At 43.6% G+C, this 26,710-nt stretch carries 23 protein-coding genes and 1 other RNA gene; 10 read left to right on the forward strand and 14 right to left on the reverse strand.

Annotated elements, in window-relative coordinates; translation table 11 throughout:
* Positions 1 to 9: 9 nt before the first annotated feature.
* Both AC5JPT_RS05330 and AC5JPT_RS05335 read left to right on the forward strand, forming a co-directional pair.
* Complete coding sequence (locus tag AC5JPT_RS05330; protein WP_493857371.1) at positions 10 to 1,755, forward strand: sensor histidine kinase; 1,746 nt, start codon at positions 10 to 12, stop codon at positions 1,753 to 1,755.
* Between the two features lie 174 nt (positions 1,756 to 1,929).
* The gene (locus tag AC5JPT_RS05335; protein WP_493857372.1) at positions 1,930 to 3,675 is read left to right on the forward strand and encodes a sigma 54-interacting transcriptional regulator; all 1,746 of its coding nucleotides are present in this window, start codon (positions 1,930 to 1,932) and stop codon (positions 3,673 to 3,675) included.
* A 102-nt stretch (positions 3,676 to 3,777) separates the two neighbouring features.
* Here the strand turns inward: AC5JPT_RS05335 and AC5JPT_RS05340 are convergent, their stop codons facing one another.
* The gene (locus AC5JPT_RS05340; protein WP_493857373.1) at positions 3,778 to 5,256 is read right to left on the reverse strand and encodes a S41 family peptidase; all 1,479 of its coding nucleotides are present in this window, start codon (positions 5,254 to 5,256) and stop codon (positions 3,778 to 3,780) included.
* A 231-nt stretch (positions 5,257 to 5,487) separates the two neighbouring features.
* Positions 5,488 to 7,146, reverse strand: coding sequence for a 2,3-bisphosphoglycerate-independent phosphoglycerate mutase (gene gpmI, locus AC5JPT_RS05345; RefSeq protein WP_493857374.1), 1,659 nt, complete (start codon positions 7,144 to 7,146; stop codon positions 5,488 to 5,490).
* A 246-nt stretch (positions 7,147 to 7,392) separates the two neighbouring features.
* Here gpmI and ssrS point away from each other — a divergent pair.
* Positions 7,393 to 7,588, forward strand: a non-coding RNA gene (ssrS, locus tag AC5JPT_RS05350) — 6S RNA.
* 119 nt (positions 7,589 to 7,707) lie between these two features.
* Here ssrS and AC5JPT_RS05355 read toward each other — a convergent pair.
* Complete coding sequence (locus AC5JPT_RS05355) at positions 7,708 to 8,331, reverse strand: FxsA family protein (RefSeq protein WP_443526112.1); 624 nt, start codon at positions 8,329 to 8,331, stop codon at positions 7,708 to 7,710.
* A gap of 153 nt (positions 8,332 to 8,484) precedes the next feature.
* Between AC5JPT_RS05355 and ruvC the strand changes: the two genes are divergently transcribed.
* Positions 8,485 to 9,069 carry a crossover junction endodeoxyribonuclease RuvC gene (ruvC, locus tag AC5JPT_RS05360; RefSeq protein ID WP_443526110.1) on the forward strand — a complete coding sequence of 195 codons (585 nt, stop codon included), beginning with the start codon at positions 8,485 to 8,487 and terminating at the stop codon, positions 9,067 to 9,069.
* A gap of 236 nt (positions 9,070 to 9,305) precedes the next feature.
* On the opposite strand, the gene AC5JPT_RS05365 is transcribed toward ruvC, so the two are convergent.
* From AC5JPT_RS05365 to AC5JPT_RS05385, 5 genes are all read right to left on the reverse strand, one after another.
* Positions 9,306 to 10,187: an META domain-containing protein gene (locus AC5JPT_RS05365; RefSeq protein WP_493857375.1), complete on the reverse strand. Its 882-nt coding sequence runs from the start codon at positions 10,185 to 10,187 to the stop codon at positions 9,306 to 9,308.
* Positions 10,188 to 10,562: 375 nt separating this feature from the next.
* The gene (locus AC5JPT_RS05370) at positions 10,563 to 11,213 is read right to left on the reverse strand and encodes a glutathione S-transferase family protein (RefSeq protein ID WP_493857376.1); all 651 of its coding nucleotides are present in this window, start codon (positions 11,211 to 11,213) and stop codon (positions 10,563 to 10,565) included.
* A 221-nt stretch (positions 11,214 to 11,434) separates the two neighbouring features.
* Entirely contained in the window at positions 11,435 to 12,073 is a 639-nt protein-coding gene (locus AC5JPT_RS05375) for a peroxiredoxin (RefSeq protein WP_443526107.1), read from the reverse strand.
* Positions 12,074 to 12,284: 211 nt separating this feature from the next.
* Positions 12,285 to 13,037, reverse strand: coding sequence for a phospholipase D family protein (locus AC5JPT_RS05380; protein ID WP_493857377.1), 753 nt, complete (start codon positions 13,035 to 13,037; stop codon positions 12,285 to 12,287).
* A 164-nt stretch (positions 13,038 to 13,201) separates the two neighbouring features.
* Positions 13,202 to 14,941, reverse strand: a complete 1,740-nt coding sequence (locus tag AC5JPT_RS05385; RefSeq protein ID WP_493857378.1) for a glutamine--tRNA ligase/YqeY domain fusion protein — start codon at positions 14,939 to 14,941, stop codon at positions 13,202 to 13,204.
* A gap of 312 nt (positions 14,942 to 15,253) precedes the next feature.
* On the opposite strand from AC5JPT_RS05385, the gene AC5JPT_RS05390 reads away from it, so the two are divergent.
* Positions 15,254 to 15,769 carry a peptidylprolyl isomerase gene (locus AC5JPT_RS05390; protein WP_057760980.1) on the forward strand — a complete coding sequence of 172 codons (516 nt, stop codon included), beginning with the start codon at positions 15,254 to 15,256 and terminating at the stop codon, positions 15,767 to 15,769.
* Between the two features lie 123 nt (positions 15,770 to 15,892).
* Positions 15,893 to 16,780, forward strand: a complete 888-nt coding sequence (locus AC5JPT_RS05395) for a UDP-2,3-diacylglucosamine diphosphatase (protein ID WP_493857379.1) — start codon at positions 15,893 to 15,895, stop codon at positions 16,778 to 16,780.
* Between the two features lie 145 nt (positions 16,781 to 16,925).
* Here the strand turns inward: AC5JPT_RS05395 and orn are convergent, their stop codons facing one another.
* Positions 16,926 to 17,513 carry an oligoribonuclease gene (gene orn / locus AC5JPT_RS05400; RefSeq protein WP_493857380.1) on the reverse strand — a complete coding sequence of 196 codons (588 nt, stop codon included), beginning with the start codon at positions 17,511 to 17,513 and terminating at the stop codon, positions 16,926 to 16,928.
* Positions 17,514 to 17,746: 233 nt separating this feature from the next.
* Between orn and rsgA the strand changes: the two genes are divergently transcribed.
* From rsgA to secB, 4 genes are all read left to right on the forward strand, one after another.
* Positions 17,747 to 18,850, forward strand: a complete 1,104-nt coding sequence (gene rsgA, locus AC5JPT_RS05405; RefSeq protein ID WP_493857381.1) for a ribosome small subunit-dependent GTPase A — start codon at positions 17,747 to 17,749, stop codon at positions 18,848 to 18,850.
* 221 nt (positions 18,851 to 19,071) lie between these two features.
* On the forward strand, positions 19,072 to 19,524 hold the full coding sequence (locus tag AC5JPT_RS05410; protein ID WP_493857382.1) for a rhodanese-like domain-containing protein: 453 nt from the start codon (positions 19,072 to 19,074) through the stop codon (positions 19,522 to 19,524).
* Positions 19,525 to 19,854: 330 nt separating this feature from the next.
* Entirely contained in the window at positions 19,855 to 20,118 is a 264-nt protein-coding gene (grxC, locus tag AC5JPT_RS05415; protein WP_319050641.1) for a glutaredoxin 3, read from the forward strand.
* Positions 20,119 to 20,334: 216 nt separating this feature from the next.
* Positions 20,335 to 20,787 (forward strand): protein-export chaperone SecB, encoded by a 453-nt coding sequence (secB, locus tag AC5JPT_RS05420; RefSeq protein WP_493857383.1) that lies wholly within the window; start codon positions 20,335 to 20,337, stop codon positions 20,785 to 20,787.
* Between the two features lie 209 nt (positions 20,788 to 20,996).
* On the opposite strand, the gene adk is transcribed toward secB, so the two are convergent.
* From adk to AC5JPT_RS05445, 5 genes are all read right to left on the reverse strand, one after another.
* A complete protein-coding gene (gene adk, locus AC5JPT_RS05425) occupies positions 20,997 to 21,650 on the reverse strand; it encodes an adenylate kinase (RefSeq protein ID WP_319050671.1) in 654 nt (217 codons plus the stop codon).
* 338 nt (positions 21,651 to 21,988) lie between these two features.
* Positions 21,989 to 23,269, reverse strand: coding sequence for a c-type cytochrome biogenesis protein CcmI (ccmI, locus tag AC5JPT_RS05430; RefSeq protein WP_493857384.1), 1,281 nt, complete (start codon positions 23,267 to 23,269; stop codon positions 21,989 to 21,991).
* Positions 23,266 to 23,754 carry a cytochrome c-type biogenesis protein gene (locus AC5JPT_RS05435; RefSeq protein ID WP_442967645.1) on the reverse strand — a complete coding sequence of 163 codons (489 nt, stop codon included), beginning with the start codon at positions 23,752 to 23,754 and terminating at the stop codon, positions 23,266 to 23,268. The genes ccmI and AC5JPT_RS05435 overlap by 4 nt, the downstream gene beginning before the upstream one ends.
* Positions 23,755 to 23,819: 65 nt before the next feature.
* Entirely contained in the window at positions 23,820 to 24,485 is a 666-nt protein-coding gene (locus AC5JPT_RS05440; RefSeq protein ID WP_493857385.1) for a DsbE family thiol:disulfide interchange protein, read from the reverse strand.
* A gap of 1 nt (position 24,486) precedes the next feature.
* Entirely contained in the window at positions 24,487 to 26,517 is a 2,031-nt protein-coding gene (locus AC5JPT_RS05445) for a heme lyase CcmF/NrfE family subunit (RefSeq protein WP_493857386.1), read from the reverse strand.
* Between the last annotated feature and the right edge of the window lie 193 nt (positions 26,518 to 26,710).

A 26,710-nucleotide genomic window follows, 5' to 3' on the forward strand; every position in this document is an offset into this window, starting at 1 on the left:
GGTCAATTTATGAAACCTGCTACCAGACTCGTCTCTGCCATCACACGCTACATCCATCAAGATGATACGATTCCTTTGCCGCAATTGCGTAGATTGGGCATCATTTATAGCAGTTATCGTTTTATCGTCAGCATATTTTCTATGCTGATGCTATATATCGCTGCTCGAGCTGATAACAACGACTCTCTCCCCAGCTTCTTGCAGCAAACCGCATTGAGTTTTTATGTGATGCTGAGTTTGATTTTGCTGGGCCTGTTTTATGTGGTGAACAAGCAAATGCGTCGGCAACTCGCATTTGGTCTGGTGCTCGACGTTATTATATTGAGTCTATTGCTCTATACCGCAGGGGAGCCTGATTTACAGCTGACCATGCTATATATGGTCGTCGTTGCCGCCAGTTTCATGCTACTCCACGGCTCTCAAGCCCTAGTCATTACCCTACTGGCTATTATTTTTGTCATTTACCAACAGTTTTTCTATGCCATTGCCAATAGTATGAGCTTAGCTAACTTGGGTGATGCGTTACTGATGTCAGCCAGCTTTTTGGCAGTGGGCGGTTTGAGTTGGTCCATCTCTCAGCGTTTGGTGCAACTTGAAAAAGTAGCTGCAACCCATGCCAAAGAAGTCGAACGACTCAATGTGATCAATCAAGAAGTCATCACGCAAATGGTCAACGGGGTTATCGTCATCGACAGACAGCATATTGTCCTTGCGAACCTGGCAGCTCACCAATTGCTCAGCATTGCACAGAGCTCTTCAATACAAGCACATAAGACCTTGACGGCTACAGGAGATGACCGTAGCCATGCCGTTTTGTCCAACTTTGAACAGCAACTGAGCAGACAACATACTCAGCTACTCAAAGCCTGCTTATCAGTGGCTACAGGACAATCGCGTACGTTTACTTATGATGTGCCTGAGGTAGCCAATGCTTCGATATTTGGTAAGCTGCGTGTACAAATCACTCCACTAAAAGATGACAGTAAATTAATTATTTTAGAAGACTTACGCCGTGAACAAGCCAGCGCACAGCAATTGAAACTGGCATCATTGGGTCAGCTGACAGCCAGTATCGCACATGAGATCAGAAATCCTCTCGCTGCTATCTCACAAGCCAGCCAGCTCTTAATGGAAGATTTTACTGAGTTTGAGACAGATGAAAGTCTATTGGCCAGTGCACCAAATGTGGATATGGCGGGCAATCATGAGCTCTATAAAATGATATTTTCACAAACGAAACGGGTGAACCGTATCATCGAAGATATTTTAAAACTGTCGCGCCAACAAGCCGCTTCTCAGCAATCAATTGTATTGGCTGAATGGATGCCCGCATTTTTAGAAAACTACTTCAAAGGACACGACATTTTTCTACGGGTAAAAACACAACCTACTATCCAATTTGATCCTCATCAATTAGAGCAAATATTGATAAACTTGATCAATAATGGCTTACGTTATAGTAGCTATAGCCACCCTCATGCTTATGTGGAAATTGAAATTTACTACGCCGACAACGATGTTATAATCGATGTATTAGATGACGGTAATGGTGTAAGCAATGAAGATCTAAAACATTTGTTTAACCCATTTTTTACAACAGACAAAACAGGGACTGGTCTAGGGTTGTATTTGTCACAAGCTTTTTGTGAGGCCAATCAGGCACGCTTGCTATATATTTCTGAACACGAAAAAACATGCTTTCGTTTAATTATACCCGCTATTGACTCTGATCATAATTTTCAAGCTGTTGAATAAAACCTCTATTAGCATCGCTTTAGATCAAAACCTTGTTTATTTGTAATTCTTGAGTAGTCAATATTGATCATTATAGAAGCCAGGTATGATTGACATACTCTTTTACAAAAAGCGCTACCCTATCTGGCCCTAGCTATTAATATTTTATAGCCATTAAACACAATGAGATAATGTATGACAACAAAAGCGCTGGTCGTTGATGATGAAGTGGATCTATGCCGATTAATGCAAATCACTTTAACCAAGATGGGCATCAAAAGTGATGTTGCTTATACGTTGGCGCAAGCAAGATCCTACTGGCAGGACAATGATTATGATTTTTGTCTGACTGATTTAAAGCTTCCTGACGGCTCAGGATTAGAGTTGGTAAAAGAAGTTAGCAATAGCTCCAACACTCCTATCGCAGTGATTACCGCTCATGGCAGTATGGATCTAGCGATTGAAGCATTGAAAATCGGTGCTTTTGATTTTGTGAATAAGCCACTTGAGCTGCCACGTCTACGTCAGTTGGTCGAAAATGCCCTGAAAGTTATTCATCAAGATAACGAAGCACAAACCACACCTGAGTGCTCGCCTGAACAAAAACTATTAGACACTAGACTGATTGGCAACTCTGCTGTGATGCACCCTCTAAAAAATACTATTTTAAAGTTGGCACGGTCACAGGCGCCCGTATTTTTGTCTGGTGCGTCGGGTACAGGTAAAGAAGTTGTTGCTAGACTGATTCATGACTTAAGCCCGCGACGTGATGGTAGCTTTGTACCGGTGAACTGCGGAGCTATTCCTTCTGAGCTGATGGAATCAGAGTTTTTTGGCCACAAAAAAGGCAGCTTTACAGGAGCGGTTGCCGATAAACAGGGACTGTTCCAGCAGGCAAATGGTGGCACATTATTCTTAGATGAGGTGGCAGACTTACCATTAGCCATGCAAGTAAAGCTATTACGGGCTATTCAAGAGAAAACGGTCAGAGCCATTGGTGATACCAAAGAAGTCCCTGTTGATATCCGTATACTATCCGCCACTCACAAAGATTTGAGTCAGTTGGTGACAGATGGCACGTTTCGACAAGATTTATACTATCGTATCAATGTGATTGAGCTCAAGCTACCAACGCTTAATGCTCGCCGTGATGACATCCCTGTCTTGGCAGAACATTTTTTGGCACTAATCTCTGAAGAATGGCAACTAGACACCCCGCCATCGTTGACGCGTGATGCTTGCGCGCGTCTGCAACGTCACGATTTTGCTGGTAACGTTCGCGAGCTTCGCAACTTACTTGAGCGTGCAGTGACCCTTGCTGAGACCTCAGAGATTGACACCCATCACTTGGGGCTTCCTGACCTTGAGCAAAATCTTGAAGATACACAGTCTGATGGCGAAAACACCAACCAGAACGATAGTCAAAGCGTTCATAAACATGTAAACGAGCTAAGCAAACCGCAACCAGCTACTCAATCAATATCTCAAGTAGCAGAAAATCATGAGCAGACCTTGCAGCCTAGCAATGGGGTAACCGCTGTACAGACCAAGCAAGAAACAACGAATCTACATCCTTATCGTACTAATATTCAGCATTATCCATCGGTGATACAGTCAACACCTAGCCAAGCAGCAGCATCAACCACTCAAACGGATACGGATGAGCAAGCGGATACGGATAAAACAGTATCGCTCACTCATACTATCCAGTCAGACAATACCAACAGCAATATCACAAGTACTCAAGAACCCCTCGATGGACAGTTGCCTCCTCAAGGCTTAGAGCATTATCTACAAGAACAAGAAAGACAGCTAATTATCACAGCACTCAAACAAACTGGTTGGAACAAAACTCAAGCAGCCGAACTATTAGGAACCACTTTTCGCTCATTGCGTTATCGCATGAAAAAGCTAGAGATAGCAGAAGAGCAATCCGAGTAGTTTATCTCAGCACTGAACTGTTATATTTTAAATGACACGATGTATTATGAAATGTTGTTAAGTCCCAGCCAAATTTTCAGCTACTAGCCAACAGCCGAAGGACTACTGTACCGTAGCCTTCCGAACAAAACGAATGCCAGAATCAAGCGCACGGGCTTTTAACACGCCTAGTGCCTGCTGCTCCCATGTACTCTCATTGCCTGATAGCGCAATATCAGGCTCGACCCCGATGCCGTCTATTTGCCTGCCTGATGCTGTCATATAGTTAGCTACTGTGAGCTTCACTGCTTGCTCATCGTTGAGCGGTATAACAGATTGCACAGATCCTTTGCCATAGCTTACTTCACCGACGATAGTCGCCCGTTTTTGCGCCTGTAAGCTACTGGCTAATACCTCCGCTGCGGATGCGGAGTAGCGGTTTTGTAGCACAACCATCGGTAAAGGCTTAAGTAACGCATTTCCTTGTGTCGGTAGTACGCGTGATTGGTATTGGCGTGCCTGTACTTGTACGACATCAGTATCACTCATAAATAAACTGGCAACGCTCACTGCTGATGTGAGTACCCCACCTGGATTGTCACGCATATCCAATAACACTCCTGAGATAGGCGCATCCAAATCAATCAAACCCTCCAACAGTTTTTCGCGACTGTTGTTTTGGAAGGCAGGCAGTTTAATAACCGCCATACCATCAACGAGTTTTGTTTGAATAACTTGGGGGTGACTATTATTGCGCTGTAACGTTGTGGTGTGCTTGCGGCGACCCGCCTTAGACGTAATGATATCTACTTGTGTACCCGCAATGCCTGTCAGCAGCTGATCAATATCGTTGCTTTTCCTATTCTCATCAAGCTTGAATTCATCAATTTGGTGCAGGTAATCACCAACGGCAATTCCTTTCTTGTCTGCAGGTGAGTCATCGATAACGTCTGTCACAACCCAATATCCTGCATCTGCTTGATAGGTGACTTTGATACCAATATCGCCGACGTCACCCTCTGTAAAAGCACGTAAGTTTTCGTAGGCTTCAGCATCCAAAAACTCAGCATGGCTATCAAGCTTGGTTAACATACCGCTCATCGCGTTGTTGAATAGCTCCTCATCATTAACCGCATCGATGTACTGACGACGTACCAAATCTACGACAGACACAAAGGTTTTTAGCGTCTCAGGAGAAATCGCATTTAATGATACTTGCTGGACCTCTGGTGGAATGCTTGTGTCAATGCTATCGGCATCATCCATTAACGCACTCTCGTCTGGGACACTATCTATAGAATCATCTGACTCATCAGCAGCGGCTAACATATCAATATCATCTTCAGTTATTACAGCATCTGCATTTAAACTGATCAGTTGTAGACTCGCTGTAGGACTATCGGTAGATGCATCAGTTGGCACTGCTGCTTGCGCACTCGTACTGGCAACATACCACCCTAGCAAACCCAGTGCTAATAAGCGTTTAGGATCTACAGAATTGAGAAGTCTAGGCTTGAGATTACTGTTTGCGATTAATGATCTAAGCGCCTTTTTTCCCAATTGTTTGGACAAAGATGAACGCATAAGAGAAATAGGAGGCATAAGAAACTCATTTAAATAATAGAATGTATAAAATTATTGTTATGTATTACCGTATAAGTTAACACCAAAAGCCTCTCTCGGACTAGAGCAGTTTTGCAAATCATAGGGCAAAACATGTCATAAAAAAAGGGAAAGATAATAAATATCTTTCCCTTTTCTAGTTTATATTATTAATCTAATGAGCCCTTTTTTACAGGTTATCTGATGTACAGATAACTTGAAACAACCGATTTACGATGCTGAAACCAATAGACTCTCACCAGTCATCTCAGCGGGTGCATCGACATTCATTAGTGCCAAGATAGTTGGCGCCACATCACTGAGCTTACCACCACGACGTACCTGTAGCTTTTGCGTGCCTACGTAGATTAGCGGTACATGCTCTGTCGTATGCTGAGTATGCACTTGACCACTCTCGTAGTCTTGCATTTGCTCACAGTTACCATGATCAGCAGTGATAAGCATATCGCCACCAGCGGCACGCACTGCTGACTCAATACGACCAACACACACATCTAGTGCCTCTACTGCTTTTACCGCAGCATCGAAGATACCAGTGTGCCCAACCATATCACCATTGGCGTAATTGACGACCAGCACATCATATTTGCCAGATTCAATCGCTTCTACCAACTTATCGGTGACTTCAGGCGCGCTCATCTCAGGCTTTAGATCATAAGTCGCGACATCGGGAGACGGTACTAAGATACGGGTCTCACCCTCGTACTCTTCTTCACGACCACCACTAAAGAAAAACGTTACGTGCGCGTATTTCTCAGTTTCTGCGATACGTAGCTGCGTTTTTTCTTGATCTTGTAAGTACTCTCCCAATGTGTTGGCCAGAGACGTTGGATAGTAGGCAATGCTGGTTTTTGCATTATTGGCCAAAATATCTGAGTACTTTGTTAGCATCACAAATGCCGAAAGTTTCGGTTGTTTTTGACGAGCAAATCCAGAAAACTCATGATCTGGCAGTACAAACGCTTGTGCAAGCTCACGAGCACGGTCAGCACGGAAATTCATAAAGATTAGTGCATCATTGTCTTCAACCGTATAAGGCACTTCGTCGCGTCCAATTACTGTGGTGGGGCTGATAAACTCGTCAGTCTCGCGCGCTTTGTAAGCAGCTTGAACAGCACCATCTGCTCTTGTTGATAGACGCTCAGCTTTGCCTTCTGTGATTAGCTCATATGCTTTTTGTACTCGATCCCAGCGATTGTCGCGGTCCATTGCATAGTAGCGACCGATGATGCTAGCAATCTGTACATGCCCGCCTTCATAATGGGCATTGAGCTTGTTGATATAGTCACGCAAGCGATTGATGTACTTATCAGCCGACTTAGGCGGCGTATCACGGCCATCTAAAAAGCAATGAATAAAGACATTTTTGGCGCCGTGAACCAGTGCCGAATGGCACATGCCTTCGATATGATCCTGATGAGAGTGAACACCGCCATCAGAAAGCAAACCCATAATATGTACATTACCACCGCGCTCATTGGCGACTTTAACTGCATTAACGAGCGCTTCGTTTTTGTAAAACTCACGATTGGCAAGTTCATTTGAGATACGAGTTGAGTCCTGATAAAGCACACGACCCGCACCCAGATTCATATGGCCAACTTCTGAATTACCAAATTGTCCATCTGGCAAGCCTACATCTTCTCCTGAAGCAGAGATAAGCCCATGAGGATACTGTTGATATATTTTATCCAAATTTGGCATATTGGCCGCAGCAATGGCATTATCTTTATCGTCTTCGCGATGACCAAAGCCGTCTAATATCATTAAAACATGCGGCGTTTTTTTATTCGGTACGCCGTCTTGCTTACTGTTAAGCTGCGCCTGATTGTCATCAATAGATTCTGATGCTTGCTGGGTATTGGTCATATATTACCGCTCCTCGAGTGAATGAACGCCTATCATGCTGTGTTAAGGTCTTGAAAGCTCACTATATTAACACATATCTTAAAATAGCTGAAAAACTGACAATTTTTTAGTAATAAATGAACGGTTTTGTATCGTTTTTATACCACCGTATTTGTAAGCAAACCTATACCAGTCATGTAATCAACGCTACTGAGTATCAATCTGTAAATCACACTTGCAATCACTCATTTCATTAGTTAAGATGAATCTATTCTGAAGTGTTGGCTAGTAGATGTTTATTCCCTGAGCCGATAATGCTTTACCAGGATGTGGTACCTATTGTCTCATTGTGTATGCCTGCACCGCTTGCGGTGTATCAGGAAACCTGCAGAGATGATGACGCATCCGCCCTGAACTTCACGGTTCATGGGTCACCATCTTACAGCGGCACTTCGGTTGTTTCATTCGGTCTGTAAATGCATCGTTTATATTAGATGTTTTTGCTGCCACCAAAAAGCCCCTTTCGTTAATGACGAAAGGGGCTTTTTTATGTCTTATGTTTGACTCATTAATCTCTAATAATCACTCATCATTAGCAGACTTAGTGATTTTTTTCACATCTTTAGGAACGTTTTTGGCAGTGCCATCAACCGTTGTATGTTGTTTGAACACATCACCAAATGGGTTTTGCTGTTGCTGACCAAATGGATTTTGATTGTTCATACCACCTGCTCCACCGAATGGGTTTTGACCACCCATACCGCCAAATGGGTTTTGTCCGCCGCCCATTTGACCACCCATCTGCTTTGCCATCATTTCCATCATTTTTTGCTGATTATTCATGACATAGTTATTAGCCACATCTTTAAGCTTCTTTTGTACAGGTGGTAGTACAACCAGTAGCGCAAGCAAATCGCTTAATACGCCTGGAATCAGCAATAAGATACCCGCTGCTGCCATAGCAATACTTTTGATCATCGTAGACTCTGGCGGACGCATTGCAGGGTTCATCATGCCACCCGCTTTCATTTGCTGGGCCATTGGGTTTAGAGAAGCCATACCTTTACGCACAAGAGAAATACCGATAACCGCTGCAACAATGAACCACATGAACACCCACCAGCCGCTCATAAATTGAGCAAGCAAATACCACAGTAGCATCTCGATAATAAACCAAACGATGGCTATACCAACTATCTGACCCATAAAGTGTCGTCCTATAAAATAAAAACCAATAAATTGAGTGCCATGTAAATTAAAATGGCTAACATATGATGTATATGGGGATTGGTTGCTATACTATCAAACTTACGGCTCATTTTTAAGCCATAAAACAAAATGTAAGCAAGACGGAATACTATGGCAATTATTATTGGAATCGATCCAGGGTCACGTATGACTGGTTATGGGATAGTCCAGCAAACGGGTGATAAACTTACCTATATCGATGCAGGTACGATTCGCACAGATACTAAAGAGATGCCTGAGCGTCTCAAACGTATTTTTAATGGATTGACTCGTATCACACAGCATCATTTGAAATATGCAGATGAACCCATTTATACGGCTATCGAACAGGTATTTATGGCAGAAAACCCTGATTCTGCGCTCAAACTGGGACAAGCCCGAGGTGCCGCGATTGCAGCGATGGTCGCACTGGATCTAGAGGTATCAGAATATACTGCTCGGCAGATCAAACAATCGGTATGTGGCTATGGTGCGGCGGCAAAAGAGCAAGTACAAGAGATGGTTTGCCGAATACTGAAGTTAGAGGTGGTACCACAACAAGATGCTGCTGACGGTCTTGCCTGCGCTATTTGTCATGCGCATTCAAGTCACTCTATGAATAAGATACTATCAAATAGCTCTATGAGAGGCCGTGGTGGCTCCAAGAAAAAAGGGCGCTGGCGTCTAACCGAAGAAGACTTGGGTAACTTACGTTAGAACAGATAAGTGCTGTTAAGATAAGTGCTGTTAAAGTCATTAAACACTGACACAAATAGATACTCAAGCATAAGATAGGCAATAAAGACATGCGCCATTGGACGCGTTCTTTTATTGCCTATATTCATCCTAACTTTCGATATCTAGTAACTTTCGATATCTAATCACTTTCGACATTTAAAATGCCTATTTGTTTTGAAATGTTCAGATGGGTTAATGGGTTACATTGTATTGAGTTATTCTGCAACTGAGCTTTCGATAACAGCGTCTAACACATAAGCATAGGCGTCATCATTCGTGTCACTCTCTAGTGGCTCGTCGTTCATTAGTAGCTCACTGGTACCTAGCTGATAACGCTGTAAGCGCAGTACCTCCTCGTGCGTGCCATCGTGATGGTAGCCATCAATCTCTCCAGCAAACGTTCTCCACTTTCCTTCGTGAGTTTTTATGCCTTGGTTATCGTAGGTGACCGGCTTAATTTGTAGACACTGTTTATCATTATTCATTTCACAGTCTACTTTTTTGGCATTTACTGCCCAAAACACTGCCTCACCCTTGCTGTTGTATTTCGCTTGAGGGGTGAGTCTACCGCTCCAGACCAAGGTAGCATTATCACTGGTAAACTGCGTCAATACTGGACTGTCGCTCTGAGTTACCTTTAACTCACTGTTACCTAGCATCAGTGTACTCAAAGTGTTTTCGGCGCTATCGAGTTCGTCACAAGACATTTTGGTGCTCATACCTTCATCGATGATTAGAGTATATCCTTGTAGTTGGTAGGCGGCACTAATTGTATTGCAACCAACACTATAACTGAGCGTGTTCTGTCCTTGATGCTCATTGAACACTAGGGTAACTTGGCTGTTGATATTTGCAAACTCGGTCACAGATTGATGGCTCACATCAGTGACACTATCAAGTGTCCAACGATGACGAGATAAGGTGTCAATCAGCTGCGCTTCAGCATTAGACATAGTTGATCTGACTGGGTCTGATGTAGAGCTCACATTGGACGTCAGGTTTTCGCTCGCTACCGAATCCAATGCGTCGTTGACTTCAGTGCTATCTGACGCACTCTCTTCGCTAGTTGCTGTTTCTTTTTGACAAGCACTTAGCATTAAACTTATTGCCAACACACTAGGCAATAAAAATACTCTCGTTATTGGTTTCCTTGCTCTACCTACCATATTTCATACCTCGTAGTAAGCGTGTATCACTTTTTTCTATGACTGGTTTTCATACTGGCTTTTATTAAATGATCGTGTGGAATGAGATTATTATAATCAATTTAGATTGACCACTATAGACTGAGGGATATTGCCTTATGTAATGAAATGTTGATTTTTATTATTATTTAAACCTATTGTTGTTTGATGCCATAAGTATTACGAAAAAAAGGATAGCCGATAAATATCAGCTATCCTCAATGTTATTTCAAATGTATTTTGTTCTCAGGTTAATAAGTTTCTGTGTACCTGTACTTTAGTATTAGTCTATGCAGACTTGGTTTTGGCTATATTTTTAATACTAAAACGCTCATTCATCATTCGATAAAAGCGTGCTAGGTTTTCACCTTGTTCGTTAGGATTAATCTTGAGTACTTTACCGAAGTCCAAGCTTAGATATAGCACGATATCTGCAAAGCTCAGTTGCTCGCCTACTAGATACTGACGATCCTCTAATATTGTCTCAAAATACTCCATTGCCTTGATAGCTCGAGCAATTGATGGCGCGACGAACTCTGGTACCTGTTCGACACGCTGTGCTTTAGACGGGTGACTGTGCTGGAATGCCAGCATCAAGTTGTACATCACTTCAAACTCAGCAACACGGCGCATAGAGCAAACCTGGGCACGTTGTACCACATCATTACCCATGACCGAACGCTCACCATAAACGCGATCTAAATACTCACAAACTGCCTGTGAATCATTGAGCACGGTACCATCATCTAGTGTTAAGACAGGCACGGTCTGCATTGGATTCATTTGAGTAAAGGCTTCTGACATTTGCTCGTTTGCAGCAAAATCAATATCAATCACATCGATGTCGTCCATATCATCGACATCAATACCTTTTGAAGCTAATAAAATAAGTGCTTTGCGCGGATTGGGTGCGGTACGAGTAACGTATAGTTTTTTCATAGTAAATTCCTTGTAATAATGATTGAACAACAGCTTAGCGTTAATACGCTTTATTATGATCGTGGTAGTACTGAGTACCAATCTATTGATACTTTATACCACAGTTATAGCCTACTCTGACCCTCATGGCAAAGGCTTATTGCTCATGAGTCAAAATATAAAAAGCCCCACGACATTGAGTCATGAGGCTCTATTTAATCATATCTATGCAACCAAGCTAATTATTTGTTTGGTGCAGGTGTCGTACGCAAGTACGGCTTGATTTCTTTATGACCTTTTGGATAGTTGGCAGCAATATCTTCGTTCTTGACGCTTGGTGGAATGATCACGTCATCACCTTCTTTCCAATCTACTGGCGTTGCGATATTGTATTCATCAGACAATTGCAGGGCATCAATAACGCGGATGATTTCATCAAAGTTACGACCACAGCTCGCAGGATATGTCAGCGTTAGGCGCACCTTCTTGTTCGGATCGATGATAAACACACTACGTACTGTATGCGTACTGTCTGCATTAGGATGCATCATGTCATATAATTCAGCGACTTCCTTGTTGGGGTCAGCGATGATTGGGAAGTTCATATCTGTCCCTTGAGTCTCACCGATATCACTTGCCCAAGACTTATGATCTTCTAGACTATCTACAGAAATACAAATCGGCTTCACATTGCGCTTTTGAAACTCGCCGTTCAATGCGGCTGCACGCCCAAGCTCAGTGGTACATACTGGCGTAAAATCTGCTGGATGCGAGAAAAAAACGACCCAGTTGTCACCTGCCCACTCATGAAAATTAATATCACCTTCTGTGGTTGCCGCGTCAAAATTGGGTGCGGTATCACCTAAACGTAAATGTGCCATGCTGTATTCCTTAGCTATGTTGATGAACGCTGTTATTGACACGTCGGTCTCGCGCTCTATTATTATCCTCGATGTGCTTAGTAGTAAAAACCAAGCACATCCCTAAAAACTGACTTTATAGTAACAAACTGGTTATGAATGTCTTGTGACGGATTGTAATGCGGTTATTCCATTTACCACTAAGTAAACAAGTAACTATTCTCACAGCTTCTTATACAACCATGCCTGCATCCCACAAGCAGAACTCACCAAACTTGCCCTTTTTACTAGTGCCACCAGCAGCACGTCCAGCATCGGTCAATACAAGCTCACCCTCTTGCTTTTCTAGATAACCCGCTGCCAGCAGCTTTTCATTCAACTCTTGAGTTTTCAAACCCAACTCTTTAGCAAGCTTGGCGGTGGTCAATTTAGAATAATTAGGTGTGGCATCTGTCGTTGACGCAGTCGACGTTGCTGGCGACTGAGATGCTGTACTTGCTATTTTGGTATTAGATTCAGACTGACTTTGGGTGTCACTTACCTTTTCAAGAGACATTCTAACCTCATCACTGATACGAATGATGCGCTGTGCTTCTTCGTAAGTATCGGCATAAAGTTTGGCATCATCATTACGATAAATCAGCACGCCCATTTCATTATTATTGACTTGGCTAAATTCATAAAGATTTAAACTGGTAATAATGCATTCGTTTTCATTCAGGTAGCATTTGGCATGCAAGTTTTTGCAAAAGCTAGTACGAATAAACGTTAAGTTTTTTAACCAATTTATTTCCTCTGGATGTAAATCATTCTTGCCATAAACAATGCGAATATCGATTTTAAGGCGGTTGCGGTCTTCTAGCAGCTCTTTAATGCGTTCATTAAGCTTTAAGTATGGGCTAATAATAATCAACCGATCAGATGCATTTTTAATCAATTCTTCTAGATGATAGGTCGTCCCACTGCTGTTCAAAAATTTTGCCATGCTCATTTCCTCAAATATTACTGTCAAAAACTTTATAGTTGTCCAAAAAAAGCCCATTCCTAGCGTACTAGAAATGGGCTTGCTTGCAAACTACTATTGTTCAGTATTATCTCAATACATCAGCTTTCGTAGTAATGCCTTTTATAGATTTAGTCAGTATCAGATTAAGCGGGCTTATAGCTGTCGCGTAAGCTAACGATTTGGTTAAATACTGGCTTATCAGTACTGTGATCTTCGCTATCAGAGATGAAATACCCTTCGCGCTCAAACTGGAAACGCGTGCCAGCATCAGCACTAGCTAAAGATGGCTCAACGACAACATTTAGCTCAGTTAATGAGTTAGCATTCAATGCCTGATGAACGTCAGCGACGCTACTTGGATCCTCAACGCTAAATAGCTGCTCATACATACGTACGATTGCTGGTACGCCTTGACTGGCAGATACCCAGTGAATCACGCCTTTAACCTTGCGACCCTCAGGGTTGTTGCCAAGAGTGGCAGGATCAATCGTTGCTTTTAGCTCGACGACATTGCCACTCTCGTCAGTGATATGCTCAGTGACGGCTAACACGTAGGTGTTCCGCAAACGAATCTCTGGCTTTTCTGGAGAGAGACGCTTATAACCTGCTGGTGGTTCAATCTCGTAATCACCTTGATCAATGTATAGCGTCTCGGTAAATGGGATCTCGCGCTCACCCATGTCGACGTTAGGATGTTTGGGCTGAGTCAACCAAAGCGTCTGCGCCTCATCATCAAAACGCGCGTTCACACTATCGGCTTTTTGTGTCTCCCAGCTGCTGACCGCTTCGCTAAAGTTAGTAATCGTCACTTTTAATGGCTTTAACACCGCCATACCGCGCGCAGTCATTGTCTCTAATGACTGACGAACACTAAACTCCAATAGACGAAAATCAACCACACTATCCGCTTTGGTCACACCCACACGCTCACAAAAATCACGCAAGCCCTCTGGCGTATAACCACGGCGGCGCATACCAGCGACGGTCGGCATACGTGGATCGTCCCAACCGCTCACAATGCCTTCATCGACAAGTTGCTTGAGCTTACGCTTACTGGTCAATGTGTGATCAACGTTTAAGCGACTAAATTCGTACTGGTGCGGCGGCACATCAAAGCCGATTTTTTCGATGACCCAGTCGTAGAACGGACGGTGATCCTCAAACTCAAGGGTACACAACGAATGAGTAATACCTTCAAGCGCATCAGAGAGCGGATGAGCAAAGTCATACATCGGATAGATACACCATTTATCACCCGTCTGATGATGAGATTGATGCATCACGCGGTAAATAACAGGATCACGCAAGTTCATATTTGGACTTGCCATATCAATCTTGGCGCGCAAAATAGCCTTACCTTCAGCGTATTTACCTTCTTTCATATCATTGAAAAGCGCTAGATTTTCTTCGACGCTGGCATCACGATATGGTGAAGGCGTGCCCGCTTCATTAAATGAGCCACGGTTATCGCGGATTTGCTCAGGCGACTGTAAATCAACATAGGCATCGCCTTGCTCAATCAACTGGATTGCCCATGCATGCAGCTGATCAAAATAACTTGATGCGTGGTACGCCTCGCCTGCCCACTCAAAACCGAGCCACTTCACATCATTTTCAATATTATCAATGAAATCTTGTTTTTCTGCGGTTGGGTTGGTGTCATCAAAACGCAGGTTGCATACACCGCCAAACTCTTCGGCCACCCCAAAGTTTAGGCAGATAGATTTGACATGACCTAAGTGTAAGTAGCCATTTGGCTCAGGCGGAAAACGCGTTACAATTTGCTGGTATTTTTGCGCATTGACATCGTCACGAATGATATTACGAATAAAATCGTTTTTTGCTTCGTCTTTTTGTGCATTGTTGCTTGAGTGATCACTCATCGGGCATTGCTCCTAACGCAAATTGTCAGTTCATGGTGCGTGCCATCACGCATCACGAAACGTTTAAACTAAAGTGTTAAAATAAAACGAGAATATTAAAATAAAGCGAGAATATTAAAACTTAGATAGTGCGACCGCATTATCAAAATTTGTCAAAAATGGGTAAAGTTGCGTTATTCTATCAGGTTTCGCAAACGCATTAACAGCCTGATACATGACACGGGATAAAAAAGCCGTTAGACTACCCGTAACTTTTTAACCACCACTCACAATAGTGCTATTTAAGGCGCTGCAATCAAAAAGGAATATCCCATGGTAGACATGCCACCAGTAGTAGAACTTGAAACCAATATGGGTGCGATCGTTATCGAACTCAACGAAGAAAAAGCACCAAAAACCGTAGAAAACTTTTTAAACTACGTAAAATCTGGTCAGTATGACGGTACAATTTTCCATCGCATCATTGATGGTTTCATGATTCAAGGCGGCGGAATGGACGCTGAGATGAATGAAAAACCAACCAATGCGCCTATCGAAAACGAAGCGGACAACGGCCTGAAAAATGACAAAGGTACTATCGCAATGGCGCGTACCCAAGATCCGCATTCAGCGACTAGCCAGTTCTTCATCAACGTAAAAGACAACGACTTCCTAAACCACTCTGGCAAAAACATGCAAGGTTGGGGTTACACCGTATTTGGTAAAGTAACAAGCGGTATGGACGTTATCGAAAAAATGCGCAGCGTACCAACGGGTCGTTTCGGCATGCATGCTGATGTGCCAAAAGAGCCAGTTGTTATCAACTCAGCAACCATCATTACTCAGTAATAGTCATTCAATAGCAGCTAGTCAGTAATAGTTACTTAGCGATAGCTGTGAATGAGCGAGCATTTTTTAATAGAGTTTATTAAATCATGCTCGCTATACGATAAGTCACGAGGACAAAGATAAATGCAAAGTTTTAATCACTTAATCACGACCCGCCCTCATCAAGTGCGGCAAGTATTGATTAGCGATTTGCATTTATCGCCTCAGGAGCCTGCCTTAGTGCAGGCTTTTTTGGCGCTATTAGATGACTGTCTTGCCCTACCTTCACTAAAACGCCTCTTTATATTGGGTGATTGGTTTGAGGTATGGCTAGGCGATGATATGTATTTATCCCTATTAAAAGAAAAGAAGTCAGAGAACGAACAAATAACGCATTGGCTAACGCCGCTTATCGCCAAACTCAAGCAGCTACGTATCAATGGCTGCGAGATATTGGTCATGCACGGCAATCGTGATTTTTTGTTGGGTCAGCCGTTTTGTAATCTATTCGGTGGTGAGCTGATCAGCGAACCGTATACTTTGGCTATTGGTCAACAGAATTACCGCTTGGAACACGGTGACGCACTCTGCACGGATGACAAGAAGTATCAGTTCTTTCGTAAAATCATGCGTAACCGTCTGACTCAGTGGTATCTGCTCAACAAGTCATTAGAAAAACGCTTAGCCATCGCAGATAATATGCGCAAAAAAAGCCAGAAAAATAATGCCAATAAAGCCGCTTACATCATGGATGTGAATGATAAAGCCGTATATCAAGCCATCACCAATAGCGATGCGCTATTGCACGGACATACCCATCGTCCCGATATCCATCAAGCCACCGCTGATAAAAAACGCTATGTGCTTGGCGACTGGCGATTATTAGATAAAGACACTCGCCAGCCAAAAGTCAGTGCGGTAATTGGAGCAATAACAGATGACGAGCATTCAAACGACCGTTTGCATAGTAACGATTTAGGCAGTAATGATGCTGAGTTTGAATTGTACGAGTTTGAATTTCTGATTCGCTAAAATGCGTGTAATGGCGTTTTAAACTTAATGGCATTTTAAACAATGCATCTTCAAAAATATCTTTTCAATATAAAAAGGGTCTGTCGATAGTTCAACAGACCCTTTTTATGTTTACTACATGCTTGAGCTACTTATCGCTTGCTCTCTAGTCCATCAATTTAAAGAAATGCTGACGATAGTGCTTTAGCTCACGAATAGAGTCACGAATATCGTCTAAAGCTAAATGACTGCCGCCTTTTTCAAAGTTCTTTAGAATGTCAGGACGCCAGCGGAAACACAGCTCTTTGATCGACGACACATCAAGATTACGATAATGAAAGAAGCGCTCAAGCTCTGGCATTTGGCGCGCCATAAAGCGACGATCTTGGCAGATAGAGTTACCGCACATTGGTGACTTACCACTATCAACCCATTTATTTAGGAACTTGATGGTCTCAGCTTCCGCTTCTGCCAGTGTCACCCTACTACGGCGGACACGGTCGACCAATCCTGACTGACCATGTTGCTTGGTATTCCAATCATCCATCTTATTTAAAACTTGATCCGACACCTTGATCGCAAACACAGGCCCTTCGGCAAGCACGTTCAAATCTTCGTCAGTCACGACAGTGGCAATCTCGATAATCTCATCGTTTAACGTATCGAGTCCGGTCATTTCTAGATCAATCCACACCAGCCCTTTTTTGCCTTGATTCTTGATCTTAATCTTATTGGGATGGTCACCGGTAGCCATAAAATATCCTATCATTCATAATTTTGGAAAAGCAACTTTAGAAAAACAATTGAAAAAACGTATTACACGTAGACATCCATGCTCGAGCAGTATTGCAACGCGCTATTTGGTTCAGAAAACCTTTAGAGTCGTACAATATTACAAAACCACTGTCTGCCGCAGACGCTTTAGGCTGTATGTTAGCAAATTTTCACGCTACACTTAGCAATATTTTTATAATAGGTCACAAAACCATGGCATTAATCCGGCAACGCAAACTGACCAAGCAACAGATTCGTCGCATCGACAAGCAGCAATTGTCTAATCAAGACAGCATCGATGACAGCCTGATGGATGGCGTGGTCATGGCGCATTACGGTAAGCAATTAGAAGTACAAGTAACGAGCCTGCCTGCAGTGATACCTGAACAGCCAGAAGTGGCCCCTGATGATCCTGAGCCGTTTTGGCAAGCACTAGCACTCGGCGATATCTGGCGCTGCCACGTACGTACCAATCTACCGATGCTAGCTGCTGGCGACCAAGTACGCTGGAATGCTGACTCAAATACTGGATTTGGACGTATCGAAGCGGTTAAACCACGTACGTCACTGGTCTCTCGCCCTGATCGCTATCATAAACTCAAACCCGTCGCCGCCAATGTCGATATTCTAGCTATCGTCTTTGCACCATTACCTGCTGCCGCCCCGACCCTAATTGATCGCTATCTCGTGGTATGCCACCATGCAGGCGTCAAACCATTACTTGTCCTCAACAAAGCCGATTTATTGGCAGAGGAAAACGGCGTGGATACTAATGAATTACTGGCGCAGTATGCCGCGCTTGGCTATGAGAGCGTGCTCACCTCAGTCGATTGTCCTGAAAACATCGCTGAGAGTGATGAGCAAGAAGGTCTTGATGAACTAAAACGCTATATAGATAAAAAGCTGGTTATCTTTGCTGGTCAATCTGGCGTTGGCAAAAGCAGTCTAATCAACGCCCTTCTGCCTGACTCTGGACAGAGCGTCAATGTCATTTCGCAAAACTCTAAGCTCGGTCAGCACACCACGACGACCAGTCGACTGCTGCCATTTAACCCAGAAGACCTCACTCAAGGCGGTATCGTTGATACACCAGGGATTCGTGAGTATGGTATTTGGCACCTTACTCCTGACGATATTATTTCAGGCTTCGTTGAGCTAGCACCATTGGCCGGTGACTGCCAATTCCGTGACTGTCGCCATACTCACAACAGCAAAGGCTGTGCACTATGGCAAGCGGTAGCTGATGGTGAGGTATTGCAGCGCCGCGTTGAAAACCTCGTCACGCTACGAGAAGAGGCAGATACGAAGCCTTATTAATATTTGGCTTGTTAGTGTCCGTCTGAATTAAAAGCGTTATTGTGAGTAGATACTTTTATTAGGCTGAGAAGCTCCATAGATAAGTACAATAATCGCCCAATTATTGCCTGTGTCATCGCCCGTTTACTATAGATGACCTTATCGGTATAATAGCGCCTTGTTCAATATCATTGGGCTGGCTTCTCAGCTCAATAGAACACCTATTTTTTTGGAGGTATGGTTTGGATCGTGCGCTGGAATTTGTGGGCAACCACCCGTTTTTATTTGGTATATTAGCCGTACTTGCTATCCTGTTTTTTACCATTGAAAACAAACGTAGCGGTAGAAAAATATCGCCCAACACCCTTGGCATGATGGTCAACTCTCAAAACGCGCAGCTGATCGATATTCGCGCCAAGAAGAAGTTTGAATCAGGTTATATTCAAGGCAGCCGCAACATACCTTTCACTGACCTCAAAGACCGCTTAACAGAGATTCGCGCGATTGAGCAGCCAGTGATTATTATCTGTGATATGGGCGTACAAGCAGGCGCAGCCATTCAAATGATTGGCAAAGATGACGTCTATCGTCTAGAGGGCGGTGTCGGTGGTTGGCAAGGTGCTGGCATGCCATTGGTTGGTGTGAAAGACACTAAATCAAAGAAAGGTAAGTCAAAGCCTAGTCTAAGCAAATAGCAGGCTTACTTAAACAATAAGCTTAGTTAGTGTTTACCACTTCCTGACTGAAGATCGAAAAATGAAAAGACACCTTATAAAGAGGTGTCTTTTTTTGTGCAGTACTTATAAGGCAGTAAAGTTAAGGTGACAAAGTTAATGCTGTAAGGCGTTTTAAACTGAGACGGCTTGAATTTGTCGTACCTATCCCCACTTTAGTAGTGAGCACAACCGAATACATTTGTACTTTACTCATTGATAACAGACTATACCCATACGTAGACTATGATAATCAATCAGGTTATCTATAATAGTGCTGTTGTCTCACAAATTTATAAATAAGGATTAACCATGACTGTACCAGTTAAAGTTTATACCACACCTATCTGCCCATACTGCTCAAACGCCAAACAATTATTAAAAACTAAAGGCGTTGATTATGAAGAGATCGGTATGCATGATATGAGCCGTGAAGATCGCCAAGCATTGATGCAAAAAACCAATAACTACCGTACTGTGCCACAAATTTTTGTTGGTGATACCTTTGTTGGTGGCTTTGATGAGCTTAACCAAATGAACCAGCAAGGCAAACTTGACGAGCTATTAGCAGGTTAATCTGCTACTTTACGCTACTGTCTGTTTTTATGCCTATAAAGACAGACAGCGGTGGGTTCAAACATAGCTTTTGATTCAAATGTAGTCCTTGATATAAATACAGTATCAAGAAGTAGTGATAAAAACATCGAGTTTTCGTCCCTATTTATATTACAATGAATTTCTATTAAAATGACCGTTTGCCCAATTATTTGATTTAATTTTAGAGGATTTATCATGGCTGAAGAACAAGCACAACCACAATTGGCATTAGAGCGCATCTACGTAAAAGATATGTCACTTGAAGTACCAGGCGCGAGCGTATTCACCAAAGAGTGGAACCCAGAGCTTGATATCAACTTGTCTAGCAATGCTGAAAAGCTAGATGATGACCATTATCAGATCATCCTTACCGTGAGCGTTACTGCCAAAAATGCGGAAGAAGCAGCGTTTATCGCTGAAGTGCATCAGGCAGGTATTTTCTTACTAAAAGACATCCCAGAAGACCAAATCGGTCAAATCTTAGGTGCATACTGCCCTAACGTGCTGTTCCCATACGCTCGTGAGGTCATCAGCGACATCGTGACGCGTGGTAGCTTCCCGCAATTGCTACTAGCACCTGTGAACTTTGATCAAGCGTACGCACAAAGTCAGCAGCAAGCGCAAGTTGATGCTGAAGGTAATGCGTAATTGTTAATCACGTAGTTGTTAATCAAAAGTATATGAGCTTTGTAAGTCATAAATTTTGATAGAAAGACCGTTTGCTTATAATGAGTAAGCGGTTTTTTTTGGAGGTTTTTTTGTAAGACATAAAATCACTAGCAATAAAAAACCCTGCTATTAAACAGGGTCTTCAATGACTACATCGACTGGCTAAATCAATTAGCTACAATCAATCGTTAGCCTTTTAGCGCTGATAAGATCTGCTGCTTAACCTCATCAATACCTTGCGTACCATCAAACTTATCATAGCTAGGTGCATCATCACCCTCAGTCGCTTTGTCTTGGTAAAAACCAACCAATGCTGACGTTTGCTCATGATACGTAGACAGACGGTCGCGGATAGTCGCTTCTTGGTCATCTTCACGCTGAATAAGCGCTTCGCCAGTGACATCATCGATACCATCAACCTTTGGTGGATTGTGATCCACATGGTAAACACGACCCGAACCTGGATGCTGACGACGGCCAGACAAACGGCTGACGATTTCGTCATCAGGTACGCTTATTTCGACCACATGATCGATGGCAACATCAGCATCTGCAAGTGCTTGCGCTTGAGGAATCGTACGCGGAAAACCATCCAAGATACAACCATTGACACAATCAGGCTTAGCGATACGCTCTTTGACTAGGTTGATAATAAGATCATCAGAAACCAAACCACCAGCATTCATAATATCTTTGGCTTTTTTGCCAAGCTCGCTACCTTCTTTGATTGCTGCGCGTAGCATGTCGCCAGTTGAGATCTGTGGAATGTCATATTCTTTAGAAATAAACTGGGCTTGAGTACCTTTACCGGCGCCTGGTGGTCCTAGCAAAATAATACGCATCATTACACGACTCTCCTTAATAGATAGGATTTTGGGATTAATAAAACTTAGGGATTAATGGTTTGCAAAGCTACCTTACCTTGTGGCTTTGCAAACCTCAAGTATTTTCATAATTACGGTTATGAGTTGCTATGACTTAGCTGTTCATACAACACTGTTGCGCCCTTATATAACGGACAGTGTCACTAAGGTGCTAGCGACTTATAGTAACAGACAAGTCTATAGTACAGCGAACTTAAAAGAGTATTAAAACCATCCGTTATCTAACCGCTGCAAAGCAATATAGCTCACCTACAACCAGAATGACGCTGCTACTCTTTTACAGTGAGTAGACTACTCTACGGTATTTGCTGATTGATTTCTACATTGGCCTGAGTTTGATCAGCACTAATCACTACGGGATTACCTGACAGGTCTCCAGACTCTGCGACTGCGTTACCACTGTGGCTGATACGGGCAATGACTGCCAACTGTACTTTGTCTCCTCGAGCAGATCCTATAGTACGTCCTGGCATCATAGCATCAAGATCGCTTAGGCTAATAGTAGCCTCGCCTTGCTTGATGGCGCTGATCGGTAAGCGCTTGGCGGCAAACGGTGGTCCACCATTGACATCACGAATCGCGACAAACAACACATCATCAGCTTTTACCAACGGTAGCAAGCTTGAATTGATCTTAACGGTCACCTCAACACCTTCAGAGGCTTGCTGCTGCTGGATAGCCACATTCGCACTCAGCTCATCTAGGCTTGAGAGCGCCTGCGTATGATCGCCTGGCTTGGCAGAAATACTAGCACGCAAGCGTTTTATCCAGCCTTGTGCTTGATCAAAATTATTCGCTCGAGCCTCGCCCATTGCCATGAGCATTTGTGCACCTTCATGCTCTGGGTTAGTTGCCAATAACTCTTCTAACACTCGGCGACTATTGGCATCTAGCTGACCTTGATTAGCAAAAAAACTGATCTGCGCATAAGTCGCTGCAATTTCTTCGTTGTCAGGTGATAGACGATAAGCACGTGATAGAGCCTCTAGCGCTGAATCAGTCGCTTCTAATGATAAAAATAGCTCTGATAGGCGCATCCAGCGATTGTAGTCATAGGCATGGCGATAGACATTGGTCTGCATGGCACTAATCAGCTGATTACCATCTTCGATAGCCCAAGCTGGAGGCTGATCAATTTTACCCGTTAATAAATCATCAGCCACTTGACCTACTTTGTCCTCAGCAGCCCATAGCTCAAACACAGGAGTACGATCAGCGACCATCAAGTAGGCCATGGCTGTAAGGACGGGGACCCAAACGATGATGATCAATCGACTTTTGATACCAGGCGTGACCATAGGGGCGACTTCACGCTGAGCATCTAAGAGCTGACGTTCTAGCTCTAGCTTTTGGTTTTGATAATGGTGATCATCAATGATGCCACTATCTTTATCTGTTTTTAGCTCAGCCAAACGCTCACGGAACACGGCAACGTTGATATCTAATAGCTGATTGTCCACAGGCTTACTGTGTTTGCGCGGTGCTTTTAGCCATGGCTTGATCGCGATAACACCAAGCAATAAGGTAATAAGTAAGCTTAGCGCAATAAATAAGCCAACCGTAGAGAATATGGTCATTTTTTGCCCCCAAGGCTTGTAATGTCATGATCGTCTTTATTATCAGCACGCGATAACAAACGCTCAAGCTCCGCTTTTTCGGTGGCAGATAATGCCTCAGTAGTATGCTCTACTGCCACGCCACTGTCGCCACTAGCGACCAGCTGACGCCGTTTGCTTTGCCAAAACCACCCAATGATCAAGATGATGAGCAATAATGGTGGGAAAAACCACAAGATCCATGTCGAAGGACGGACTGGTGGCTTATAACTGATAAAGTCGCCATAGCGTTCCTGCATATAAGCACGAATCTCACCATCACTTCGGCCGTCTTTGACCATGTTGTAAGTTTTTTGCTTTAAATCTTGAGCAATTGGTGCATCAGAGCCTGCTAGGTTTTGGTTTTGACATTTTGGACAACGTAGCTCTTCAATGAGACCGCGATACTGAGCTTCTTGTTGTACAGAGTCAAAGTCATAAACATCAATAGCAGCGAAACTGGTCATACTCAATAAACAAGCGATGAGTACGCTTGCTAGCTTTGTTGTCAGGATTTTTATTTTATAGGCTATCATTTACATGCCTCCGCAACCTGATTCGGATCTGGACTGGTACCGTTATTATTGGCTTCGTTTAGCACCATCAAACAAGGCGTGATACGACTTTGCCAATTGCTCTCATTGATCTCACCGATAATATGCTGACGAATAATTCCCTCACCATCCACAACGAAGGTCTCAGGTGCACCCGTCAAACCCAAATCTAAAGCAAATTGCCCTGATAGATCCTGAATAGACATCGAGAATGGATCGCCGCCCCTATTTAGATAGCCCAACGCATCGCCGATATCATCCTTGTAATTAATACCCACTAAGTTGACACCGCGCTCTTCTAGCGTCATCAAAAAAGGATGCTCAATGATACAAGTCGGACACCAAGAGCCCCAAATATTCATGAGGAATGGCTGATCTGGCAGGTTGTCATTGGTCATGATACGACTGGTATCTGACAACAATGGTAGCTCAAAAGCAGGCACCGGACGCTCAAGTGCGGTATTGGTCACAATATCGGTCGGTTTGCCCAGACGCATATATAACATAGCAAGCAAGCCAACAAAAATTACTAAAGGTATTAAAAACCCTATTTTTAGTGATTTTTTACTTTTGGCTTTTCTGTTGCCTTGTTGAGCATTACTTTGCTGCTTATTGTTGTCAGGTGTTTTGTTTGAGGCTGTCATATCAATGATCCCCTGTTTTTGTAACTGACGCATCCAAATCTGCAACCGTCGTAAACCCTGACTTTTTGGCAGCGATCTGTGCAGGTGTTCTGGTTTTTTTAATACGGTAACGATTATCTAGCATGCTGAGCAATCCACCAAACGCCATAATAAGCGCACCCAGCCATATCCAGCGGATGAGCGGTTTGACATAGATACGGAACGCCCACTCGTTGCTGTCCTCAGCAATTGGCTCACCAAGTGCCACATACACATCGCGCATCAGGCTGGCATCAATTGCTGCCTCTGTCATCGGCATCATACTGATAATATAGTTGCGTTTTTCAGGGTATAACGTGGTCACTTCTTGACCGTCTTTACTGACCGCAACCTCAGCTTGAGTAGCATCAAAGTTACTGCCTTTTACTTCGCTAAACCCTTGTACCGTAAAGTCATAACCTTGGACATTGACACTATCGTTTGGTCCGAGCGCCACATCACGTTCAATACTGAGCGTAGTGGTAAATGCCACACCAATAACTGCAACGAGCACCCCAATATGAGCAGTTTGTTGCCCCCAATAACTTAGGCGCAACTGACGCAGTCCACTTAGACGACTTGGTGCGTTTTTGGTCTTGTCTTTAAAGTCGACCACCATCCAGAACAGTACCCAAAAGCTGACTGCCAACGTAACACCAATATTTAGCATTGCTGATGGACTGGTGAAATAGGCAATGATCGCGGCCAACACCAGACTACTTACGGCGATAACCATACCAGCACCCAGTAATGGGCGGCTGTCTTGTTTCCAGCGGATATTAGAGCCCATACCCATTGCCACTAACAGTAGCCAGGTTAATGGCACAAATAGCGCATTGAAGTACGGAGGACCAACAGAAACCTGACCCAGATTAAATGAATCAGCGATTATGGGATACAACGTCCCTAGCAATACGACCAAAGTCGAAATCAAAATGATAACGTTGTTAATCACTAAGAAGGACTCGCGCGAAACCAGACGATACTGGCTCTCAACTGTCAGACGCCACCCACGTACCGCAAACATCAACAGTCCACCGCCAATAATCACCCCAAGAATGGCTAGAATCACCAGACCACGTGTTGGATCAGCAGCAAATGAATGCACTGAAGTGATAACACCTGAACGGACAAGGAATGTACCTAATAAACTGAGGGCAAAGGCGAAGATCGCTAGCATGATTGTCCATGCCTTGAATACGCCGCGCTTTTCAGTCACTGCAAGCGAGTGTAATAACGCCGTACCTGCCAGCCATGGCATTAGTGATGCGTTCTCCACAGGATCCCAGAACCACCAGCCACCCCAGCCAAGCTCATAATACGCCCACCATGAGCCAAGCGCGATACCAACCGTTAAGAAACCCCAAGCCGCCAGCGCCCACGGACGTGACCAACGTGTCCACACCGCGTCCAAGCGACCTTCCCACAGTGCTGCCATACAAAAAGCAAATGGCACAACCAAACCCACATAACCCATATAAAGCATCGGTGGATGAATGATTAGACCAAAATCTTGCAAGACAGGATTTAGATCCGCGCCATCGACGGGCAGATTGGGTAAGGTACGATCAAATGGTGATGAGGTAAAGATGAGCATCGCCAGCATCATCATCTGCACACCAGCCAATATGACAAGTACACGTGCACGCATAGTGAGAGGTAAACCGCGGCTAAAATAAGAGACCAGTGCACACCAGGTGGCCATAATGGTCATCCAAAGCAGCAAAGACCCTTCATGACCGCCCCACGTCGCAGATAACTTATAGTACCAAGGCAACAACGTATTAGAGTGCTGCGTGACGTAGACAAGACTAAAATCATTGTAATAAAAGCCTGCCATTAATGCTGCAAATGATGTGATCATGGCCGCAAATTGCGCCCATGCAAGACTTGGTGCTAGACGCTGCCAAGCGACATGGTCACGCATAACGCCAATAGTTGGTAGTACCACCTGCAAAATCGCCAGTATAAAAGCGGCCAGCAAGGCAAAATAACCCAATTCTGTGATTAACATACGGTCTAACCTTGTTTACCTTGGATACAATTAAAGGTTCACCGATGGCATTGCTAGCCACTGGCAAACGCTAAATAGTCCTTTATGCGGTCATAGTTTACGGTCAAAAACTGAGGTTTTAGTGGCTATAGACGCACCTAAAACCCGCTACTATCATTGAGAGGTATCAACATGAATGGTTGATACAAAATGC

This window comes from Psychrobacter sp. H26 (genome assembly GCF_059073035.1).

Bases quoted from the DNA above. Each gene is read 5' to 3' on its own strand.
- AC5JPT_RS05330 (WP_493857371.1), top strand. From the start codon at position 10: ATGAAACCTGCTACCAGACTCGTCTCTGCCATCACACGCTACATCCAT.
- AC5JPT_RS05335 (WP_493857372.1), top strand. From the start codon at position 1,930: ATGACAACAAAAGCGCTGGTCGTTGATGATGAAGTGGATCTATGCCGA.
- AC5JPT_RS05340 (WP_493857373.1), bottom strand. From the start codon at position 5,256: ATGCCTCCTATTTCTCTTATGCGTTCATCTTTGTCCAAACAATTGGGA.
- gpmI (WP_493857374.1), bottom strand. From the start codon at position 7,146: ATGACCAATACCCAGCAAGCATCAGAATCTATTGATGACAATCAGGCG.
- AC5JPT_RS05355 (WP_443526112.1), bottom strand. From the start codon at position 8,331: ATGGGTCAGATAGTTGGTATAGCCATCGTTTGGTTTATTATCGAGATG.
- ruvC (WP_443526110.1), top strand. From the start codon at position 8,485: ATGGCAATTATTATTGGAATCGATCCAGGGTCACGTATGACTGGTTAT.
- AC5JPT_RS05365 (WP_493857375.1), bottom strand. From the start codon at position 10,187: ATGCTAAGTGCTTGTCAAAAAGAAACAGCAACTAGCGAAGAGAGTGCG.
- AC5JPT_RS05370 (WP_493857376.1), bottom strand. From the start codon at position 11,213: ATGAAAAAACTATACGTTACTCGTACCGCACCCAATCCGCGCAAAGCA.
- AC5JPT_RS05375 (WP_443526107.1), bottom strand. From the start codon at position 12,073: ATGGCACATTTACGTTTAGGTGATACCGCACCCAATTTTGACGCGGCA.
- AC5JPT_RS05380 (WP_493857377.1), bottom strand. From the start codon at position 13,037: ATGGCAAAATTTTTGAACAGCAGTGGGACGACCTATCATCTAGAAGAA.
- AC5JPT_RS05385 (WP_493857378.1), bottom strand. From the start codon at position 14,941: ATGAGTGATCACTCAAGCAACAATGCACAAAAAGACGAAGCAAAAAAC.
- AC5JPT_RS05390 (WP_057760980.1), top strand. From the start codon at position 15,254: ATGGTAGACATGCCACCAGTAGTAGAACTTGAAACCAATATGGGTGCG.
- AC5JPT_RS05395 (WP_493857379.1), top strand. From the start codon at position 15,893: ATGCAAAGTTTTAATCACTTAATCACGACCCGCCCTCATCAAGTGCGG.
- orn (WP_493857380.1), bottom strand. From the start codon at position 17,513: ATGGCTACCGGTGACCATCCCAATAAGATTAAGATCAAGAATCAAGGC.
- rsgA (WP_493857381.1), top strand. From the start codon at position 17,747: ATGGCATTAATCCGGCAACGCAAACTGACCAAGCAACAGATTCGTCGC.
- grxC (WP_319050641.1), top strand. From the start codon at position 19,855: ATGACTGTACCAGTTAAAGTTTATACCACACCTATCTGCCCATACTGC.
- secB (WP_493857383.1), top strand. From the start codon at position 20,335: ATGGCTGAAGAACAAGCACAACCACAATTGGCATTAGAGCGCATCTAC.
- adk (WP_319050671.1), bottom strand. From the start codon at position 21,650: ATGCGTATTATTTTGCTAGGACCACCAGGCGCCGGTAAAGGTACTCAA.
- ccmI (WP_493857384.1), bottom strand. From the start codon at position 23,269: ATGACCATATTCTCTACGGTTGGCTTATTTATTGCGCTAAGCTTACTT.
- AC5JPT_RS05435 (WP_442967645.1), bottom strand. From the start codon at position 23,754: ATGACCAGTTTCGCTGCTATTGATGTTTATGACTTTGACTCTGTACAA.
- AC5JPT_RS05440 (WP_493857385.1), bottom strand. From the start codon at position 24,485: ATGACAGCCTCAAACAAAACACCTGACAACAATAAGCAGCAAAGTAAT.
- AC5JPT_RS05445 (WP_493857386.1), bottom strand. From the start codon at position 26,517: ATGTTAATCACAGAATTGGGTTATTTTGCCTTGCTGGCCGCTTTTATA.